This is a genomic window from Pseudonocardia sp. C8, from assembly GCF_014267175.1.
Lineage (GTDB): Bacteria > Actinomycetota > Actinomycetes > Mycobacteriales > Pseudonocardiaceae > Pseudonocardia.
In genome coordinates this window covers 1,111,622-1,130,638 of sequence record NZ_JACMTR010000002.1, presented here as the reverse complement: position 1 = coordinate 1,130,638, position 19,017 = coordinate 1,111,622, and the positions used below count along the sequence as shown (strand labels likewise).

14 protein-coding genes are annotated in these 19,017 nt (G+C 76.0%); 11 read left to right on the top strand and 3 right to left on the bottom strand.

Annotated features, from left to right (window positions below):
* The first annotated feature begins 9 nt into the window (after positions 1–9).
* Positions 10–1,158: a DICT sensory domain-containing protein gene (locus H7X46_RS05990; protein WP_222131207.1), complete on the top strand. Its 1,149-nt coding sequence runs from the start codon at positions 10–12 to the stop codon at positions 1,156–1,158.
* Here the strand turns inward: H7X46_RS05990 and H7X46_RS05985 are convergent.
* Positions 1,127–2,788, bottom strand: coding sequence for an FAD-dependent oxidoreductase (locus H7X46_RS05985; protein ID WP_186358454.1), 1,662 nt, complete (start codon positions 2,786–2,788; stop codon positions 1,127–1,129). The genes H7X46_RS05990 and H7X46_RS05985 overlap by 32 nt on opposite strands.
* Before the next feature lie 157 nt (positions 2,789–2,945).
* Here H7X46_RS05985 and H7X46_RS05980 point away from each other — a divergent pair, with 157 nt between their 5' ends.
* From H7X46_RS05980 to H7X46_RS05955, 6 genes are all read left to right on the top strand, one after another.
* A complete protein-coding gene (locus H7X46_RS05980; RefSeq protein WP_255426084.1) occupies positions 2,946–4,100 on the top strand; it encodes a DegT/DnrJ/EryC1/StrS aminotransferase family protein in 1,155 nt (384 codons plus the stop codon).
* Positions 4,101–4,385: 285 nt separating this feature from the next.
* On the top strand, positions 4,386–5,036 hold the full coding sequence (locus tag H7X46_RS05975; RefSeq protein ID WP_370589052.1) for a sigma-70 family RNA polymerase sigma factor: 651 nt from the start codon (positions 4,386–4,388) through the stop codon (positions 5,034–5,036).
* A gap of 220 nt (positions 5,037–5,256) precedes the next feature.
* Positions 5,257–6,030, top strand: a complete 774-nt coding sequence (locus tag H7X46_RS05970; protein WP_186358453.1) for a DUF5134 domain-containing protein — start codon at positions 5,257–5,259, stop codon at positions 6,028–6,030.
* Positions 6,027–7,361, top strand: a complete 1,335-nt coding sequence (locus H7X46_RS05965) for a PepSY-associated TM helix domain-containing protein (protein WP_370588628.1) — start codon at positions 6,027–6,029, stop codon at positions 7,359–7,361. The genes H7X46_RS05970 and H7X46_RS05965 overlap by 4 nt, the downstream gene beginning before the upstream one ends.
* Before the next feature lie 61 nt (positions 7,362–7,422).
* Entirely contained in the window at positions 7,423–8,535 is a 1,113-nt protein-coding gene (locus tag H7X46_RS05960) for a sialidase family protein (RefSeq protein ID WP_186358452.1), read from the top strand.
* Positions 8,532–8,864, top strand: coding sequence for a MoaD/ThiS family protein (locus H7X46_RS05955; RefSeq protein ID WP_186358451.1), 333 nt, complete (start codon positions 8,532–8,534; stop codon positions 8,862–8,864). Before H7X46_RS05960 ends, H7X46_RS05955 begins: the two co-directional genes overlap by 4 nt.
* Here the strand turns inward: H7X46_RS05955 and mftD are convergent.
* On the bottom strand, positions 8,861–10,078 hold the full coding sequence (mftD, locus tag H7X46_RS05950) for a pre-mycofactocin synthase MftD (protein ID WP_186358450.1): 1,218 nt from the start codon (positions 10,076–10,078) through the stop codon (positions 8,861–8,863). The two genes, H7X46_RS05955 and mftD, sit on opposite strands and share 4 nt — an antisense overlap.
* Positions 10,079–10,603: 525 nt before the next feature.
* On the opposite strand from mftD, the gene H7X46_RS05945 reads away from it, so the two are divergent.
* From H7X46_RS05945 to H7X46_RS30520, 3 genes are all read left to right on the top strand, one after another.
* Positions 10,604–11,455 carry a LytTR family DNA-binding domain-containing protein gene (locus tag H7X46_RS05945; RefSeq protein WP_222131675.1) on the top strand — a complete coding sequence of 284 codons (852 nt, stop codon included), beginning with the start codon at positions 10,604–10,606 and terminating at the stop codon, positions 11,453–11,455.
* A 57-nt stretch (positions 11,456–11,512) separates the two neighbouring features.
* Entirely contained in the window at positions 11,513–12,490 is a 978-nt protein-coding gene (locus H7X46_RS05940) for a hypothetical protein (protein ID WP_255426083.1), read from the top strand.
* A gap of 435 nt (positions 12,491–12,925) precedes the next feature.
* Positions 12,926–15,664 carry an LCP family protein gene (locus H7X46_RS30520; RefSeq protein ID WP_186358449.1) on the top strand — a complete coding sequence of 913 codons (2,739 nt, stop codon included), beginning with the start codon at positions 12,926–12,928 and terminating at the stop codon, positions 15,662–15,664.
* Between the two features lie 28 nt (positions 15,665–15,692).
* On the opposite strand, the gene H7X46_RS05930 is transcribed toward H7X46_RS30520, so the two are convergent.
* Positions 15,693–17,291: an asparagine synthase-related protein gene (locus H7X46_RS05930; protein WP_186358448.1), complete on the bottom strand. Its 1,599-nt coding sequence runs from the start codon at positions 17,289–17,291 to the stop codon at positions 15,693–15,695.
* Between the two features lie 241 nt (positions 17,292–17,532).
* Between H7X46_RS05930 and H7X46_RS05925 the strand changes: the two genes are divergently transcribed.
* Entirely contained in the window at positions 17,533–18,966 is a 1,434-nt protein-coding gene (locus H7X46_RS05925; RefSeq protein ID WP_186358447.1) for an NAD(P)/FAD-dependent oxidoreductase, read from the top strand.
* Positions 18,967–19,017 lie beyond the last annotated feature (51 nt).

The window sequence follows — 19,017 nt, the reverse complement described above, 5'->3', positions numbered from 1 at the left end:
GAGGTATGGGTGCGCGATCGCGGCACGGAGCCCCCGGGCGCGACGGACGATGCCGACCCACCGTCACGTACAGTCACGAAGCCGCTGCTGATCGCGCTCTCCGGGGCCGTCGAGGACTTCGCGCTCGCGCCCTCCACCGACCGCCCCATGACCGCGGTCGCGATGTTCCAGCGGGCCGGGTACCTCGCCCCGCAGCTCGGGACCTGGGCCCGGATCGCCGACGCGTGCGGGGACGGCGCGGTCGTCGCCGTCGCCGGGGACCCGCCGCCGCAGCTCCCGTCGGGCCTCGGCTGCGTCCCGCTGTCCGACGGCGAACCGGCCGCGCGCGAGTGGAGCGTCACCGTGCTCACCCCGCGGTCCGGGGCCACCGTCGTCGCGCACGACCTGGAGGCCGTCGACGGGGCCGCCCGCACCCTGGAACGCGGACGGCTGTTCACCGCCCGCTGGTCGTTCCGGCACGGCGACGCGCACGCCGAGCTCCTGCGGCTGCGGCGGGAGCTGGGCCCGCGCCTCGGCCCACGCACTGCGGCGGCGCTCGACGACGTGCTCGCCCGGGTCGTCCCGGCCGCCGGTACGGCGACCGACCACCGCCACCACGCCGCGACGGACCGGCTCGCCCGCTACGTGTCCGTCGAACGCCGGCGCGCCGATGCCGCGCTGTCCCGCCTCGACCAGCTGGAACCCGGCGCCGAGCGCGACCCGCGCAGCGGCCTGCCCACCCGGGCGTTCCTGGACCGCTGGCTGCACGGCTCGATGTCCGGCACCCTGCCGCTCGGGCTGGTGCTGCTGCGGGTGCACGGGCTGGGCACGGTGAACCGGCAGCACGGGTTCCGCGCCGAGACGGCCGTGCTGCACGGGGTCGCCCGCCTGCTCGGCGGGCACACCGGCGCGGCGGGGCGCGCCGTCCGGATCGGCCGCGAGGAGTTCCTGCTGGTGCTGCCCGGGCTCGACGTCCGCACGCTGGCCACGGCGGCGCGGCGGCTGTGCGAGGCGGTGGCCGGGCTCTCCTCGGCGTTCCCGTTCGTCCCGACCCCGTGCCACGCGGTGATCACCCGGACCCGGTGCCGGCCGCTGCCGCTGGACTCCATGTGGGCGGCACTGGACGCGGCCGGGCAGGACACCGGGGTCACACTGCTGCGCCGGTCTCCCGGGCGATGAGGTCCGCGGTCCGGCAGGCGAGCGCGACCAGGGCCAGCGTCGGGCCGACCGCCCCGGCCGACGGGAAGACGGCGCTCGAGGCGACGTGCACGTTCGGCGTCCCGTGCACCCGGCACGCCGGGTCGACGACACCGGTGCGCGGCGAGTCCGACATCCGCAGCAGCCCCATCTGGTGGGTGCCGTCGGTCATGTCCATGTCGTGCACCCGCTCCAGGTCCGACAGGTCGACCTGCGCGAGCCCGGTGCGCTCCAGCTCCTTGCCGATCAGCGTCAGCGAGGTCGCGATGGCGTCCCGGTCGGCCGCGGACACCCGGTAGTCGACGCGCAGCCGGTGCTGGCCGAGCGCATCCCGGTCGCGGTCGAGGGTGACCCGGTTGGCCGGGTCCGGGGTCTGCTCGGCGTCGAACCGCAGCCGGCAGTGCCCGGAGTCCAGCGGCATGAACGACGGCACCCGCCGCTCCCCGGTGATCCGCGGCCGGGCCCAGCCGCGGGCGAACCGGGCCACCCGCAGCGGGTCGGCGGCCACGTTCCGGACGTGCCGGCCGATGCCGGTCGTCCGGGCGTACTGGGCGTGCGTGCCGGCCGCCTTGAACCCGGTCCGCAGCTTGCCCAGCCCCCAGTAGGTCAGCGCGAACGTCGACAGCAGGGCGTCGCCGTGGTCGGGGTCCTTCGGGTCGGCGAACCAGAGGGCGGCCTTGAGGTTGCCGAGACGGTGGTCGGCCTGCGCCCGCGGGGACAGCGCCAGCATCCGGCGGGCGTACACGCCGTCGTCGGTCGGCAGGTAGCCGAGGCCGACCTCGCGCCCGGCCCGGGTGAGCCGCAGCCGGCCGACCTCGCCGACCGGGTGGGTCATGTAGTGCCGGCCGACCTGGCCGTACTCGTCGCCGATGCCGGCGCCCAGGCCGGTGCCGCCGTAGCCGTCGGAGGCCAGCAGCAGCCGGGTGGACTCCAGGCCGCCCGCGGCGACGACGAAGTGGCGCGCCCGCACCCGCACCTCCAGCCCCGTGCGCGGCACGACGACGGCCTCGGTCACCGCCCCGGACAGCGGGTCCCGCTCGAGACGGGCCACCGTGGCGTGCAGGAACAACCGGATCCGGCCGGCCCGCGCCATGGCCTCCACCCGCGGCGCGAACGAGGTCGGCGGGCTCCACCGCCACAGGTCGTCCCAGCGCAGCACCTCCGACGACACTCCGGCCGGGGTGGGCGGGAACCCGGACGCGGCCGCCGAGTACTCGCAGGCCCCGGCGTCGAGATGCCGCTGGGCGACCGCGTACCAGGGCCGGAGCTCGTCGTGGGTGATCGGCCATCCGGTCCCGGGCAGCCAGTCGCGCTCGGTGAAGTCGACGTCGTCGAGGGGTGCGCAGCGCCCGCCCCACACGAGCGAGGTACCGCCGAGCCGCTTCTGCCGGACGACGTCGACCGGGTCGTGCGCGCCGCGCCCGGTCACGCCGCGGTAGGTGTCCCGGGCGGTCCGCCCCAGCCGCGGTCCCCCGCCCTCGAGGACGACGACGCGCAGGCCACGGTCGGCCAGCTCGGCGGCGACCGCCGCACCGGCCGGGCCGCTGCCGATCACGCAGACCTCGGTCTCGAACCAGGAACCGGGGAGTGCTCGCCGGGTGTCGATGAGCATGCGGCGCAGGTCCTTCCGATCGTCGCGCGGTGTCGCCGTGGGCGTCCCCGGGGGAGGAAACGGCCATCGGTACCGTTGTGTCCGGTTCCGTCCAGTCTGCACGGAACCGGCCCACGCCGTTCGTCGACCACCGGTGAACCGGTCCAGGAGGACAAGTATGGGACTCGGCGCGATGATGACGACCGCGCGGGGTATGGCGGCGACGGTCCGGGTGCTGGGTCGCGGCGAGCTGGGCCGGTTCACCGGCGGGGACCGCTCGGAGGTCGCCCGCTTCGAGACCGAGCTCGCCGGGCACGTGGGCACCCGGCACGCGCTGGCCGTGAACAGCGGCACCAGCGCGCTGGTCGCCGCGCTGGTCGGGGCCGGGATCGGCCCGGGCGACGAGGTCCTCGTCCCCGCCTACACCTGGGTGTCGACGGCGGCCGCCGCGCTCGCCGTCGGCGCCGTGCCGGTGCTGGTCGAGATCGACGGCTCGCTCACGATGGACCCGGCCGACCTCCGGGCCCGGATCACCCCGCGCAGCCGGGCCGTGGTCCCGGTGCACATGGGCAACCAGGTCGCCGACATGGACGCGATCATGGAGGTGGCGGCCGCGCACGGCCTCGTCGTGGTCGAGGACGCGTGCCAGGCCATCGGCGTCACCTACCGGGGGCGCAGGGCCGGGTCGATCGGGCACGCCGGCTGCTTCAGCTTCAACCAGCACAAGAACATCCGGTCCGGCGAGGGCGGCGCCCTGGTCACCGACGATCCCGCCCTGTTCGACCGGGCGGCGATGTACCACGACGTCGGCAGCTACGAGCGGCCCGGGTTCGCCGGGTCGGACGCCGACCTGATCGTCGGCGTGAACCTGCGGATGCCGGAACTGGCCGCGGCCGTGCTCCGCCCGCAGCTGGACGCGCTGGACGCGCAGATCGCCCGCCGCCACCGGCACCGCGCGATCGCGCTGGAGGCGCTGGCGCGCCGGATCGGGAAGGACCTGAACCCGGTCCCGCACCACGATCCGGCGCACGCGGCCGGGCTCGCGGTGGAGTTCGGCTCCGCCGAGGACGCGGCCCGGTTCTCCGATCACCGCGGCGTGCACCGGCTGATCGACACCGGCCGGCACGTGTACACCAACTGGCGGTCGCTGCAGGCGCGCAACCCGCTGCACCCGGCGCTCGACCCGTACGCGGCGGTGGGCACGGAGATCGACCACGGCCCGGACGCCTGCCCGCGGACCCTGCAGATCCTGGCCCGGACCTGCGCGGTCGACCTGGCGCCGGAGCTGCCGACGCCGGCGTTCCGGATGCTGGCGCGGCGCCTGGCGGGCTGAGAACCCTCCCGGGTACGTCGAGCAGCCCGCCGCCCCTCACCGGGCGCCGCCCCCACGATGCGCCGCCCGGCGCGGTTCGCGCCCGGCGCGAACCGTCCGTGCCCGGACCACCCCCACCGAGGTGCACCTCAACGCAAATTGTCGATCTTCAGCGAACCCTCAGCTGCATCTCGGCGGGAATTCCGGCCCGTGGCCCGGTCCGTCCGCCGCGGGCGTCGTGCGGCGCTGCTCCGAGCGGCGGAACGGCTGGTGGGCGTGCGGGTGCGCGGCGCGGCGGCGGCTACCGTGGCGGGCGTGTCCGAACGTCACGACGATGCCACCGTGACGGCGTGGGCGCTGGCCGCCGGGGCCGGCGACCAGGCCGCGCTGGCGTCGTTCGTGCGGGCGACGCAGGCCGACGTGCACCGTTTCCTCGTGCACCGCAACGGGCCCGCCGACGCCGAGGACCTCGCCCAGGAGACCTACCTGCGCGCGCTGGGCACCCTGCCGGCGTTCGCGGCCCGCTCCAGCGCGCGCACCTGGCTGCTGTCGATCGCCCGCCGGGTGGCTGCCGACGCCGTCCGCACCGCGGTGCGCCGGCCGCGGATCCGGGACCTCGGCGAGGACACCCAGGAGGTCCTGGAACGCGCCGCCCCGCTCGGCCGCGCCCAGGAGGCGGTGCTGCTCCGCGCGCTGATCGACGACCTCGCCCCGGACCGGCGCGAGGCGTTCGTGCTCACGCAGCTCCTCGATCTCGGCTACGCCGAGGCCGCCGAGGTCTGTGGCTGCCCGGTCGGCACCATCCGCTCCCGGGTCGCGCGGGCCCGGGAGGATCTGGTCCGGGCCCTCGACGCCGACGGCGGGCCCGGCACCGCCCACGGGATCGACGCCGCCCACGGGATCGGCACCGCGCGCAGGCCCGGCACCGCACGGGCCGCACGCTCCGCACCGCGCTGAGCCGCCCCGGCGCCGGTGTGCACCGGCGCGACGGGCTCGTGACGGCACGGTCGCTCGGTGCTCCCCGTCCGGCACCGGATCCGGCCGTTTCCGTCCGCTCCCGGTGCCGGATCGGCGATCACCGCGGGTCGTCCATCGGGGTGATCGGCGTCGCACCCCGGAACCGGGGGCGGTTTCCCGGCGACCACTGGAGTCGTTCCCGCACGACCGAGGAGGACGCGTGATCTCGTCCGTGCCGCTCGCCTGGGCGCTGACCGCGCTCGTCACCGCCACCGGCGTCGTCGCCCTGCTGCGCTGGTCGGCGGCCGTGTCCGCCGGGCTCCCGGCGGCGCACCGGACCGCGGAGCTGGCCCACCTGGTGATGAGCGCGGCGATGGTCGTCATGACGTGGAGCTGGTTCGGCACCGCCGGGCTGTGGGTGCAGATCACGCTGTTCACGGTGTTCGCGGTGTTCTTCGCCGGCACGGCGGTGCGCGGGGTCCCGTGCGGGAGCGCCGGCCGGGTGGCCGGTGCCGCGCACGCCCTGATGGCCGCGGCGATGGTGTGGATGCTGGCCGCGATGCCGGTGATCATGCCGGTCGCGGTCGCCGCCGGCGGGAGCGGCGGGCACGCGGGCCACGGCGGGGGCACCTCCGAGGGGACCGGCCACGCCGCACACGCCGGCCAGGCCGGCTGGGCCGTCACGGTGACCGTGCTCCTGTGCGTGGCGCTGCTGGTCACGGCCGGTTTCTGGGCGGTCCGCGCGATCGGGCACGGCGGGCGCGCAGGTGATCCGCTCACGCCCGACGACCCGGCCGAGGTCGCGGACGGACCGGCGGGCGGGCCGACCGGCGATCCTGCGGGTGGTGGACGCGCGACCCTCGCGGTGACCACGCACCCGGCCGCACCGCCGTCACCCCCCGGGCGGCTCGGGGCCCGGGCGGACGCCGCCTGCCACGCGGTCGCCGGCCTCGGCATGGTCCTGATGCTCGCGGCGATGGTGGCGGGCTGGTGAGCACCGGCACCGCGACCCGGCCCGGCGAGCCCGCCCCGCCCCCGGACCGGGGGCCCACCTTCCGGGGCCTGCGCCCGCTCGTCGCCCGGATCCACTTCTACGCCGGCCTGCTCGTCGGCCCATTCCTGCTCGTCGCGGCAGTGACCGGGCTGCTGTACACGGCGGCGCCCCAGATCGAGCGGTGGGTGCACGCCGACGCCCTGACCGCGCCCGTCACCGGACCGGAACGCCCGCTGGCCGAGCAGGTCGCGGCGGCGGTCGCGTCCCGGCCCGGCCTGCCGGTGACCGAGATCCGGCCGGCCGAGGGCCCGGGGGCCACGACCCGGGTGTCGTTCGACGCCGGGCTCCCGGAGAGCTACGCGCGCACCGTGTTCGTCGACCCGTACACGGCCACGGTCCGGGCCACGCACGACACCTACGCCGGGTGGCTCCCGGTCCGCGGCGTGATCGACAACCTGCACCGGTCGCTGCTGCTGGGCCCGCCGGGCCAGGTGTACACCGAGCTGGCCGCGTCCTGGCTGGCCGTGCTGGCGACGTCCGGCCTGGTCGTGCAGCTGACCCGGCGGGTCCGGAACCGTCGCGAACGGGTGCTGCCCCGGACCGGCGGGTCCCCGCGGGCCCGGCTGCGGTCCTGGCACGGTGCGGTCGGGATCTGGGCCTCGGCCGGTTTCCTGTTCCTCGCCGCGACCGGGCTGACCTGGTCGCAGTTCGCGGGCGCGAACGTGAGCGCGCTGCGGAGCGCCCTCGACTGGACGACGCCCGCGGTCGCCACCGCGCTGCCGGCCGCGCACCCGGCCACCGGCGACGTCGCGACGACCGCCCAGCGGGTGCTCGCCGCCGCCCGCACCGACGGCCTCGACGGCCCCGTGACGATCGAGCCCGGGGACCCCGGCGCGGCCTGGTCGGTGCAGCAGAACGTGCGCCACTGGCCGTCCCGGCAGGACGCGGTGGCCGTCGACCCCGCGACGGCGACGATCACCGACCGGCTCGCGTTCGACGACTGGCCGCTCGCGGCGAAGCTGGCCCGCTGGGGCATCGACGCCCACATGGGCCTGCTGTTCGGCCTGGCCAACCAGATCGCGCTGGCGGCACTGGCGGCGGCACTGATCGTGCTCGTCGTGTGGGGCTACCGGATGTGGTGGCTGCGGCGCCCGGAGCCGGCCGGGCCGCCGGGGTCCCGGGAACCGCCGTCGCCGGCCTCGGTGGCGCTGGTCGCCGCCGTCGCGGTCGGCGCCGGGCTGGTCCTGCCGGTCCTCGGGATCTCGCTGATCGTGTTCCTGCTGCTCGACGCGGCCCGGTCCGCGCGGCAGGCGGTGCGGGTACCCGGCTGACCGATGAGTTCCGGCGCCCGCGCCGGTCCACCCCGTGTCACCGGAAGCGAGGGAGGACCGCATGAGCGGGGTACGGGTACTCGTCGGGACGCGCAAGGGCGTGTTCGTGCTGACGGCGGACGGTGCGCGCCGTGACTGGGAGGTGAGCGGCCCGCTGTTCGGCGGCTGGGAGGCCTACCACGTCACCGGGTCCCCCGCCGATCCCGACCGGATCTGGGCGGCCCTGTCGATGGGCTGGTTCGGCCAGCAGGTCCAGCGCTCCGAGGACGGGGGCCGGACCTGGGAGGCGGTCGGCAACGACTTCGCCTACGCCGGCGTCCCCGGCACCCACCAGTGGTACGACGGCACGCCGCACCCGTGGGAGTTCACCCGGGTCTGGCACCTGGAGCCCTCGGCGACCGACCCGGACACGCTCCTCGCCGGCGTCGAGGACGCGGCGCTGTTCCGCTCCACCGACGGCGGCGGGAGCTGGTCGGAGGTCCGCGGGCTGCGCGAGCACGGCTCGGGGCCGCACTGGCAGCCGGGCGCCGGCGGGATGTGCCTGCACACGATCTGCCCGGATCCGCGGGACACCGACGCGATGCTCGTCGCGATCTCCGCGGCGGGCGTGTTCCGCACCGCCGACGGCGGCGCCACCTGGCAGGCGTCGAACCGCGGCCTCGTCAGCGAGGGCATCCCGGACCCGGACGCCGAGGTGGGTCACTGCGTGCACAAGCTGGCCCGGCACCCGGCCCGGCCGGACACCGTGTACATGCAGAAGCATTGGGACGTCATGCGCTCCGACGACGGCGGCAGCACCTGGTACGACATCGGCGAGGGCCTGCCGACCGACTTCGGGTTCGTGGTCGACGTGCACGCCCACGACCCGGACACCGTGTACGTCGTCCCGATCACCAGCGACTCGGAGCACTACCCGCCGGAGGGCCGGCTGCGCGTCTACCGCAGCCGCACCGGTGGCGGGGACTGGGAGCCGCTGGGCACCGGCCTTCCCCAGGAGAACTGCTACGTCGACGTGCTGCGCGACGCGATGGCAGTCGACCGGCTCGACACGTGCGGGGTGTACGTCGGGACCACCGGCGGGCAGGTCTACGCCTCCGCCGACGCCGGGGACAGCTGGGCGCCGATCGTGCGCGACCTGCCGGCCGTGCTGTCGGTGGAGGTGCAGACGCTGTGACCGCGGCCGACCCTGCGACCGGGACCTGCACGGTCCGGGTGGTGCTCCCGGCGCACCTGCGCCGGCTGGCCCGGGTGGACGGCGAACTCGCACTCGCGGTCCCCGGGCCTCCGGTGACGCTCGGCGCCGTGCTGGACGCCGTCGAACGCCGGCACCCGGTGCTGTGCGGCGCGATCCGCGACCGCGGCACCGGGCGGCGGCGCGCGTTCGTGCGTTACTTCGCCTGCGAGGAGGACCTGTCCCACGAGCCGGCCGGTGTCGCGCTGCCGGCCGCCGTCGCCCGCGGCGAGGAGCCGTTCCTCGTCGTCGGGGCGATGGCAGGTGGCTAGAGCTTCCCGGTGCGGGTGAAGCCCTCCGGGATGATCAGGTCGTCCCGGCTCAGCTCGTGGATCGAGGACTTGCCGAGCCCCAGCAGGGCCTCGTCGATGCCCTTGTAGAGGATCGACAGCACGTTGCTGACCCCGCGCTCGCCCTGTGCGGCCATCCCCCACAGGTACGCGCGACCGATCAGGCAGGCCCGGGCCCCGAGCGCGAGGGCCTTGACGACGTCGGAGCCGCGGCGCACCCCGCCGTCCATCAGGACCTCGATCTGGTCGCCGACGGCGTCGACGACGGCGGGCAGCGCCCGGATGGCGGCCGGGGTGCCGTCGAGGTTGTTGCCGCCGTGGTTGGACACCGAGATCGCGGTGGCGCCGGCGTCGACGGCGCGGCGGGCGTCGTCCGGGTGCATGATCCCCTTGATCATGAACGGGCCGCCCCACTGCTCACGCAGCCAGGCGATGTCCTCCCAGGTCGGGAGCGGGGTGGTCCACCAGACGCCGTACGCGCCGAAGAACGTCGGCGCGTCACCGCCCGCCGGCGGGGCCATGTTGGGGGCCTTGAGGTCGGGGAGCTTCCCGCTGCGCGCCCAGTCGAGCAGGTAGCGCGGCCGGGTGACCACCTCGGGGGCGAACCGGGCCATCGCCTTGAGGTCCATCTTCTCCGGGATGGGCGGGCTGCCCCAGTCCCGGCGGGTGGCGAAGGTCCAGTCCAGGGTGACGATCAGCGCCTTGGCGCCGGCGGCCCGGGCACGCTCGGCCCGGGCCAGGATGTCCTCCTTGGACCCGGCCCAGTAGACCTGGAAGAAGACCTTGCCGTGGACGGCGCAGACGTCCTCGACCGAGCGGGACGCGAACGACGACAGGCCCATGGCCGTCGACACCGTCTGCTCGGGGTCGAGCGGGTTCTGGATGTTGGAGCTCGCGGCGGCCCGCGCGACGGCGACCTCGCCCTCCGGGTCGACCGCCTGCACGCCGGTCGGCGAGATGATCACGGGCAGGTCGATGTCCTGGCCCAGCACGGTCGTGGACTGCGCGCGCTGCGGCGGCAGGCTCGCGATGTGCGGGCGGAACCCGAGCTCGTCGAACGCGGCCACGTTGTCGGCGAGCGTGAGGCCCTGCTCGGCGCCGGCGACCAGCGCGTAGTAGACCGACCGCGGGAGGCGCCTGCGTGCGCGGCGCTGGGCCTCCGCGACGGTCTCGAACCAGTCCTTGGTGCTCGCCATGCCTGCCCCTTCGCAGTCGGTCGTCCGTGTGGCCACGCGTGCGTGGTGGGCGCCCACGCTAGCGTTTCGGCACCGAGTGCCACAATGCGGCCCGGGTGCATCCCGTCCGAACGGGCGGGGCCGGGCCGTCCGCTCGACCAGCCACGACGCGCCCGGCGGCGGCCCGATCGAGGCCCGTGCGCCCGTTCGGCCGCGGGAGCGTTCCACGCTCCGCCATCACGACCACTCCGACGACGCACCCCGGATCGTGGGAGCGCGCGGGCAGGACCGGCCGTCGGTGACGCTCCGCAGCCTCGATACGGTGTGCTCGCAGTCACCGGTCAGCGGGCGGTGGGCCCGGGGCAAGGAGGAGCCGTGTACAGCCACGCGCGGGGTGGGCACGCTTCCGGTGCGACGCCGGTCGCCGCCGGCTCGTCCGGCTACGGTGCGCCGCCCGGTTTCGGTGCGAGCAGCCACCGGCCGATCGGCCTGCCCGGGCAGGCCCGCACCCCGGAACCACCGCAGCCCTCCCCCGCCGGGAACCCGCTGACCGTCCTCGCGGTGGACGACGAGGAGCCCGCCCTCCTCGAGCTCGCCCACCTGCTCGGCGAGGACCCGCGGGTCGGCACGGTCCTCACCGCAGCGGACGCCACCGAGGCATTGCGCATCCTGCACGGCTCCCAGGCCGACGCGTCGACCGCGGGCGTCGACGTCGTCTTCCTCGACATCCGGATGCCCGGCCTGGACGGACTGGAGCTCGCCCGGGTGCTCAACGCGATGGCCGAGCCGCCGCCGGTCGTCTTCGTCACCGCGCACGACGACCGCGCCGTCGACGCCTACGAGGTCGGCGCCGTCGACTACCTGCTCAAGCCGCTGCGCACCGAGCGCCTCGCCGGATCGCTGGACCGCACCGTCGCGCTGCGGGCCGCACGCCAGGCCGAGCCGGCCGCGCCGAACGGCGTCGCCCCGCCCGGGCAGGCCCCGGCCGCCCGCCGGCCCGCCCCGCCCGCGGCCACCACCGACGACGAGGTCGTCCCGGTCGAGCTGGCCGGCACGACGAAGCTGATCCCGCGCTCGTCGATCCGGTTCGTCGAGGCGCAGGGCGACTACGCCCGGCTGCACACCAACGAGGGCAGCCACCTCGTCCGGATCCCGGTCTCGGTGCTCGAGGACCGGTGGGGCGAGGCCGGGTTCGTGCGGATCCACCGCGCCTACCTGGTGGCGCTCCCGCTGATCACCGAGCTGCGGATGGCCGGTTCCGGCTACGTCGTGCGGCTCGGGAACGGCCCGCAGGCCGTCGAGCTACCGGTCAGCCGCCGGCACACCGCGGGCCTGAAGCGGATCCTGCGCGGACGCCCGCACCGCCCGCCGCGCGGCCCCGAGGACGGCCCGGCCTGACGACCTCCTCACCGTCCGCCGCGCCGCGGTCACCATCCGCACATACCCTGGGGGGTGGTGTCCCTCCACGGTGTGTCGTCCGCCTCCCGTCGCCGCCTCGCTCGGCTCGGCCCGCTGCTGCTCGTGCTGTGCGGGTTGCTCGCCGGCTGCACCGGTGATCCGCCCGCCGACGCCGCCCCGCCACCCGCGCCACCGGCGGCCCCCGCCCCGGTCCCGCCCCTTGCCGCCCCGAGGGCACAGCTCCCCGGTGGCGGCACCGAGGTGTTCCCCGGGCGCCGGATGGTCGCCCTGTACGGCCACCCCGGCACGCCGTCGATGGGCGTCCTCGGCGAGCAGGACCTGCCGCGGTCGATCGCCCGCGCCAGGCGGCTCGCCGCCGACTTCCAGCCGCTCGTGCGCGAGCCCGTCGTGCCGGCGTTCGAGATCATCGCGACGGTGGCCGACAGCGCACCCGGGCCGGACGGCGACCATTCCGCGGAGATGAGCGTCGAGGAGCTGCGGCCCTGGGTCGAGGAGGCCGGGCGGGCCGGCGTCTACGTCGTCCTCGACCTCCAGCCGGGCCGCACCGACTTCCGCACGCAGGCGATGCGCTACGCCGAGCTGCTGGCGCGGCCGCACGTCGGACTGGCCCTCGACCCGGAGTGGCGGCTCGCACCCGGGCACCGCCACGGCACCCGGATCGGCTCCGTGGACGCGGCCGAGGTCAACGCGACCAGCGCCTGGCTGGCCGGCCTGGTGCGCGAGCGGAACCTTCCGCAGAAGGTGTTCCTCCTGCACCAGTTCCGCGTCCCGATGATCCGGGACCGGCAGCACGTCGTGCTCCGCCCGGAGCTCGCGACCGTCCTGCACGCCGACGGGTTCGGCACCCCGGCGGAGAAGGCCGAGACCTGGAACGCCCTGCACGCCGCACCGCGCCCGCCGGGCCTGCGGTGTTGGGGCTGGAAGAACTTCCTCGACGAGGACTCGCCGACGTTCACCCCCCGGCAGACCTACGACGTCGGACCCGAGTCACCGGTGTTCGTGTCCTACCAGTGACGGGTATGTCCGACCTGCCCGGTACCTCCACCGGGGTGGGTGGGCGGCCGTCCTGATCGTGATCACGGCAAGTATTCTCGGGTGACCCGCGCGCCGCTGCCGGGCGCACGCGTCCGTGCTCGGATCCGGAACCGGCACGGTGGAAATCCGACGGGACCGCGCCGACCAGCAAGAGGGGGTGCCCGGGTGAACGACCGACCGCGTGAGGGCACCCGCCCCTCCGGCGACGAGCCGCGACGGCCCGGACGCCCCCCGGCCGACCGGCCCCGCCGCGACGACCGGCCGCACCTGCACGAACCCGACCGTGTCGGGGACGGACCCGCCGGGCCCACGCGGCCCGGTCCACCGGGGACCGCCTCGCCGGGCCCGGCCGCCGGCTCCCCGGGCCGTCCCGCCGCACCCGCTCCGTCCGCCCCGGCCGGTGCACCCGGCCCGGTGGCTCCGCCACCCGCCGGAGGACGCCCGGAGGCGCCCGGCGGCCGCGGCCCGGCACACCATCCGCCCGGCCGCGACGCCGGCGCACCGCCGCGCGGCCCGGCACCGAACGGCCCCACCGGCCGGCCCCCGGCCGGGAACGGCCCCGAGCAGCGCCCCGTCCGGCCCCCGCGCGGTCGGGACGAGCGCGGGCCCGGCAACGCTCCCCCGCCCGACGGCGGCGGCCCCTGGCCGCGCCGCCGCGAGCGCGAGGCCTCCACCGGGACCGGACGTGCCGGCTGGCCCGGCGCCCGCACGCCGTCCCGCGGGCACACCGACAGCCGCCCCACCGACATCCGGGGGCTCGGCGCGGCCCGCCGCGGGCTCGGCGAGACGATGGCGGCCGCCGGACGCCCGGACACCGCCGCGGAGCGCAGGCGGCACCGTGCCGCCGCGCCGGGCGCCCCGCGCGAGGAGCGGGACCGTGCCGCGCGGCTGAGCGGCGAGCTGCCGGTCGTGCCGCAGCGGCCGGCCGACGCGCGCTCCACCGACGGCCCCCCCGCACCACCCGGACCGCCCGGGAGCGCCCCCGGGCGTCCCGGGCCCGCCCGCGGTGCCGGCGGGCCCGGCCCCGCGGCGGCGCCACCTGCGCCTCCCCGCACCGGAGGGTCCGCCCGTCCCGGCGCCGGAGGACCCACCGGTCCCGGCGCCGGAGGGCCCGCACGCCCGGACGGCCCCGCACGCCACGACAGCGGCCCCGCCGCCCGCCCCGGCTCCGGCCCGGCCGCCCAGCCGAGCCCCGGCACCGGCCCGGCCGCCCAGCCGGGTTCCGGGCCCGCGGCCCGGCCGGACTCCGACCCCGGCTCCGCCACCCGCCCCGGCGCCACCGCGCGGCCGGGCTCCGCGTCCGCGGTACGGCCGGGTGCCGCGGACCCGGCGCCCGCACGGTCCGAACCCGCCGGCGCCCGGCCCGGTGACGAACCCGCGGAAGGACCGACCGCGGAACAACCGACACAGCCCCGCCGACCGGCCCCGCCGCGTCCACCCCGCACCGCGGCCGCCGCGGGCGCGGCGGCCCGGCCGGGCGACCGTGGCACCCGCCCGAAGGGCCGCCCCGGGAAGCGGGGCTCCGGGCCACCCGACCCCGCCCGCAGGACGCTCGGCGCGGCGCTCGGGCTCACCGCCGCGTCCACCGTCGTCCCCGGCACCGGGCACCTCGCCCTGCGCCGCCGCCGCACCGGCGGGCTGATCCTCGGGACGCTGGTCGCGGTCGTCGCGGGACTGGCGCTGCTGGTCCTGCTGGCACGCCGCTCGACGCTGCTGCAGAACCTGCTGTCGACCACCACGCTGACCGTGATCGCCGGCGCGCTGGTGCTGGGCGGCATCGGGTGGATCGCGCAGATCGCGCGGACCTACGCCCTGGCCCGCCCGCGGCAGCTGCCGCTCGGCAAGAAGATCGTCGGCACCGGCACGGCCGCCCTGCTCTGCCTCACCGTCGCCGTGCCGTTCGGGTACGGCGTCGAGCTGCTGAACTCCCAGCGCGGGCTGCTGAACTCGCTGTTCCAGGGCGGCGGCACGTCCGCGGCCGAGGCGCTCGGCAAGCCGCGCCTGAACGTCCTGCTGCTCGGCAGCGACGCGGGCGACGACCGCACCGGCACCCGCACCGACACGATGATGGTCGCCAGCATCGACACCCGGTCCGGCCGGACGACGCTGTTCAGCCTCCCCCGCAACATCCAGCGCGCCCAGTTCCCGCCGGGATCACCGGCCGCCGAGGAGTTCCCGGACGGGTTCCGCGACCCGTCCGGCTCCGCCGGGGACTACCTGCTCAACGGCGTCTACGCCTACGGCGAGCAGCATCCCGAGCTCGCACCGCCGGGCCCGACCCCGTTCTCCGGGATCAACCTGCTGCAGTCGACCATCTCGTACATGACCGGCCTGCCGATCGACTACTATCTCGAGGTCAACATGGCCGGCTTCTCGTCGATGATCGACGCGGTCGGCGGGGTGACGCTGAACGTCGGCACGACGCCGATCCCGGTCGGCGGGGTCACCGCCGGCGGCGGGCACACCACGCCGGACTACTACATCCCGCCCGGGGTCCAGACCCTCAACGGCCACGACGCGCTGTGGTTCGCCCGTTCCCGCCGGGACGGCACCGACTACCAGCGGATGGGCCGCCAGCGCTGCCTGATCCAGGCGGTGATCACCGAGACGAGCGCGACGGAGCTGATCACCCGGTTCCAGAGCATCGCCGCGGTCACCCGGGACAACGTCGCCACCGACATGCCCCAGCAGGTGCTGCCGGCGCTGGCGGTGCTCGCCGACGAGAGCTTCCGGCTGGAGAGCGTCGCGTTCGACCCGTCGCTGCCGGACCCGAACTCCTCGACCGGTCACTTCGTGACCGCCGACCCGGACGTGGACTACATGCAGGAGGTCGTACGGAACGCGATCGCCGATCCGCCGCCTCCTCCGCCACCGGGGGCGCCCGTGGCCCCGCCGCCCGCACCGGCCCCGGCACCGTCCGCGGATCCCTCGGCGTCCCCGGAGTCCGCCGACGGGTCGGCGGAGTCCACCGAGGCGTCCCCCACGCCCGCACCGGCGCCCGAGTCGGCCGCCCCGCAGTCGGTCGCCGACGCGTGCGCGACGACCGGGGCCGCCGACGTGCCCGCCGGTGAGGACGGCGCGACCTCGGAGTCCGGTGCCACGACCACCCAGGGCATGGGCCCGGTCGACGGCGTCCGCCGCGAGGACGGCTGACCGCGCCGCGCACGAGGGCGCGCGGGGATCAGGCCTCCGCGAACGCGCCCAGCACCCGGTCCGGGCGGATCCCGGCGAAGTGGGACTGCCAGATCCCGTGGTAGAGGATCTCCTCGGTACTGCGCAGCGGCCACGAGTGCGGCGGCCGGTCCGGGTCCTCCGGACGCGCCGCAGCGGCCTTGCGCTCGGCGAGCTCGGCCAGCACGGTGCCCGCGCCGGACCCGTCGCCGAACTGCTCCTTGCCGCGCCACAGCAGGTCCTCCGGCAGCCAGCCCTCGAAGGCCTCGCGCAGGATCGCCTTCTCCGGGCGGCCGTCGGTGCGCTGCTTCCACTCGGGCGGCAGCGCCAGCGCGGTCCGCACCAGGCCCGAGTCGAGGAACGGCTCGCGGGCCTCCAGGCCGAAGTACATCGTCGTGCGGTCGCAGCGCTGCAGGTTCAGGTGGTGCAGCTGCTCGAGCGAGCGCACCAGCTCCGCGTGCAGGGTGTCCGGGTCGGCGTAGTCGTCGGTGTGCAGGTACGGGTACCCGGCGAACAGCTCGTCGGCGCCCTCCCCGGTGAGCACGACCTTGACCTCCTTGGCCGCCTCGCGGGCCAGGATGAGGTTCGGGACCGAGCTGCGCACCAGCGCCGGGTCGTAGTGCTCGATGACCTCGACGGCATGGTCGAGCGCCTCCCCGATCTCGGCCGGGGTCACGACGACCTCGTGGTGGTCCGAGCCGATGTGCGCGGCGACCTTCCGGGCCGCGAGCAGGTCCCCCGACTCCGCGGTTCCCACGGCGAACGTCGGCAGCTGCACGCCGCGCGCCCGCGACTCCTGCGCGGCGATCGCCGCGACCAGCGCCGAGTCGAGGCCGCCGGAGAGGAACACGCCGACGCCGACGTCGGACATCATCCGGCGGCGCACCGCGGCGACCACGGCCTCCCTGATCTGGGACAGGTCGGCGTCGTCCCAGCTCGGCCGGACCGCCCGGCGCGCCGGCCGGACCTCGACGGGCACCGCGTCGGCGAACCGCACCAGGCCCGACGACGGGCTCCACAGGCAGCCGGGCGGGAAGGACTCCACGAACGGCCGGTCCTCGGGGTCGAACGCCCGCAGCTCGCTGGCGAACAGCACGGTCGCCGCCGGATCCGGCGCGGTGTAGGGGACGGCGTCACCGGCCCCGTCGACGATGTCGGCCGGCGGCACCCAGTACAGCGGCTTGACCCCGAACGGGTCCCGCGCCACCAGGCCCGACCCGTCGTCACGGCCCATGGCGACGGCGAACATGCCGTTCAGCGACGCGACCGCGGCCGGCCCGTCGCGCATCACCGCGTGCAGCGCGGCCTCGGTGTCGGACCCGGTCCGCACCGTGCCGTCCGGGAAGGCCTTGCTGATCCGCTCGTGGTTGTAGATCTCGCCGTTGCCGACGATCCAGGTGGTCTCGGCGGCGTCCGACATCGGCTGATGCCCGCCACTGACGTCCATGATGGACAGGCGCTGGTGGCCGAGCCAGGTGTTCCCGACGATCTGTACGCCCGTGTCGTCCGGTCCGCGGTGCGCCACCCTGGCGAGCATCCGCTCGTACTTCTCGATCTCCCTCGGTGCTCCCACCGCTGTCCCGCCGAAGGCGGCGACGATCCCGCACATGTGTCCATCGTCCCACGTCCGAGCGGGTGCGGCCCGTGGTTCCGCGCACAGGGTGTGTGAATTCGGACTCTGAAAGGCGTTTCCGGGCCGATCCGAATTGCCCCGGAGGCCCGGGCTTCGTACGGTCGGGGATCGGCCGGGACGGCCGTCGTCCACCGCGCACTCCAGGCGGCGGGGACCTCACCGGCCGATCAAGTCGCGCGGTGATCCCGCGCCACGACCGGACGAGGGGCGGACTCAGGTGAGCACGGCAGGGCACGACCAAGGCACGGGCCGGCACAAGGTCGTCATCGTCGGCGGCGGGTTCGGCGGTGTGCAGGCCGCCAAGGCGCTCGAGGGCGCCGACGTCGACGTCACCATCGTCGACCGCACCAACCACCACCTCTTCCAGCCGCTGCTCTACCAGGTCGCGACCGGGATCCTGTCCCCCGGCCTGATCGCGCCCGCGCTGCGCCGGGTGCTGAAGAAGCAGCGCAACGTGCGCACGCTGCTGGCCGAGGTCGGTGACATCGACCTGGAGAACAAGATCGTCCACGCGGCCGCGCCGGACGGCCAGCACCTCGACCTGCCCTACGACTCCCTGGTCGTCGCCGCCGGCGCCACGCACGCCTACTTCGGGCACCCCGAGTGGGCCGAGCACGCGCCCGGCATGAAGTCGATCGAGGACGCCCGCCTGCTCCGGTCGCGCATCCTCGGCGCGTACGAGCTGGCCGAGGTCGCGACGGACCCGGCCGAGCAGCAGGCCTGGATGACCTTCGTCGTCGTCGGCGCCGGCCCGACCGGTGTGGAGCTGGCCGGGCAGCTGTCCGAGCTGGCCCGGCACGTGCTGCCGCGCGAGTACCGCGCGATCGACACCCGCAAGGCGCGGATCATCCTGCTCGACGCCGCGCCGGCCGTGCTGCCGCCGTTCGCGAAGAAGCTGCAGGACTACACCCGCAAGACCCTCGAGGAGAAGGGCATCGAGGTCCGCCTGAACACGATGGCGACCGACATCGACGCCGACTCGATCACCGTGAAGGGCCCGCAGGGCGAGGAGCGGATCTTCTCCCGTACCAAGGTGTGGGCGGCCGGCGTGCAGGCCTCCCCGCTCGCGGAGCTGCTCGCCAAGGCCTCCGGCGGCGAGGTCGACCGCGCCGGGCGGCTGGCCGTCGACCCGGACTGCAGCCTGCCGGGCCACCGGGACGTCTTCGCCGTCGGCGACATGGTCTCGACCATCGACCGGCTGCCCGGCGTCGCGCAGGTCGCCATGCAGCAGGGCACCTACGTCGGCAAGCTGATCAAGGCACGGGCGGCGGGCGACGACACCACCCCGGCCCCGTTCCGGTACTTCGACAAGGGCTCGATGGCCACAATCGGCGCCCGCGAGGCCGTCGCCGACGTGCGCGGGGTCAAGTTCACCGGCTGGCTCGGCTACCTGATGTGGTGCTACGTCCACGTCATGTTCCTGATCGGCTGGGGCAACCGGCTCGGCACGCTGTTCAACTGGGTCCGCTCGCTGCGCTACGCCCGCTACCGCGGCCACCGCCTCATCAGCGTCACCGCCTCGTACGACAAGTCCGAGGACGTGCACGGCGAGGTCCCGCAGGAGAAGGTCGAGCACCGCCCCTCGCTCGACCCGCGCACCGCTCCGGGCACGCCCGCGCCGCCGGAGGGGAAGCCGGCCGCCTCGGCCTGACCCCGCTCCCCGCTCCCCGCTACTCGCTCTGCCGATGCGCGATCCGCCGGC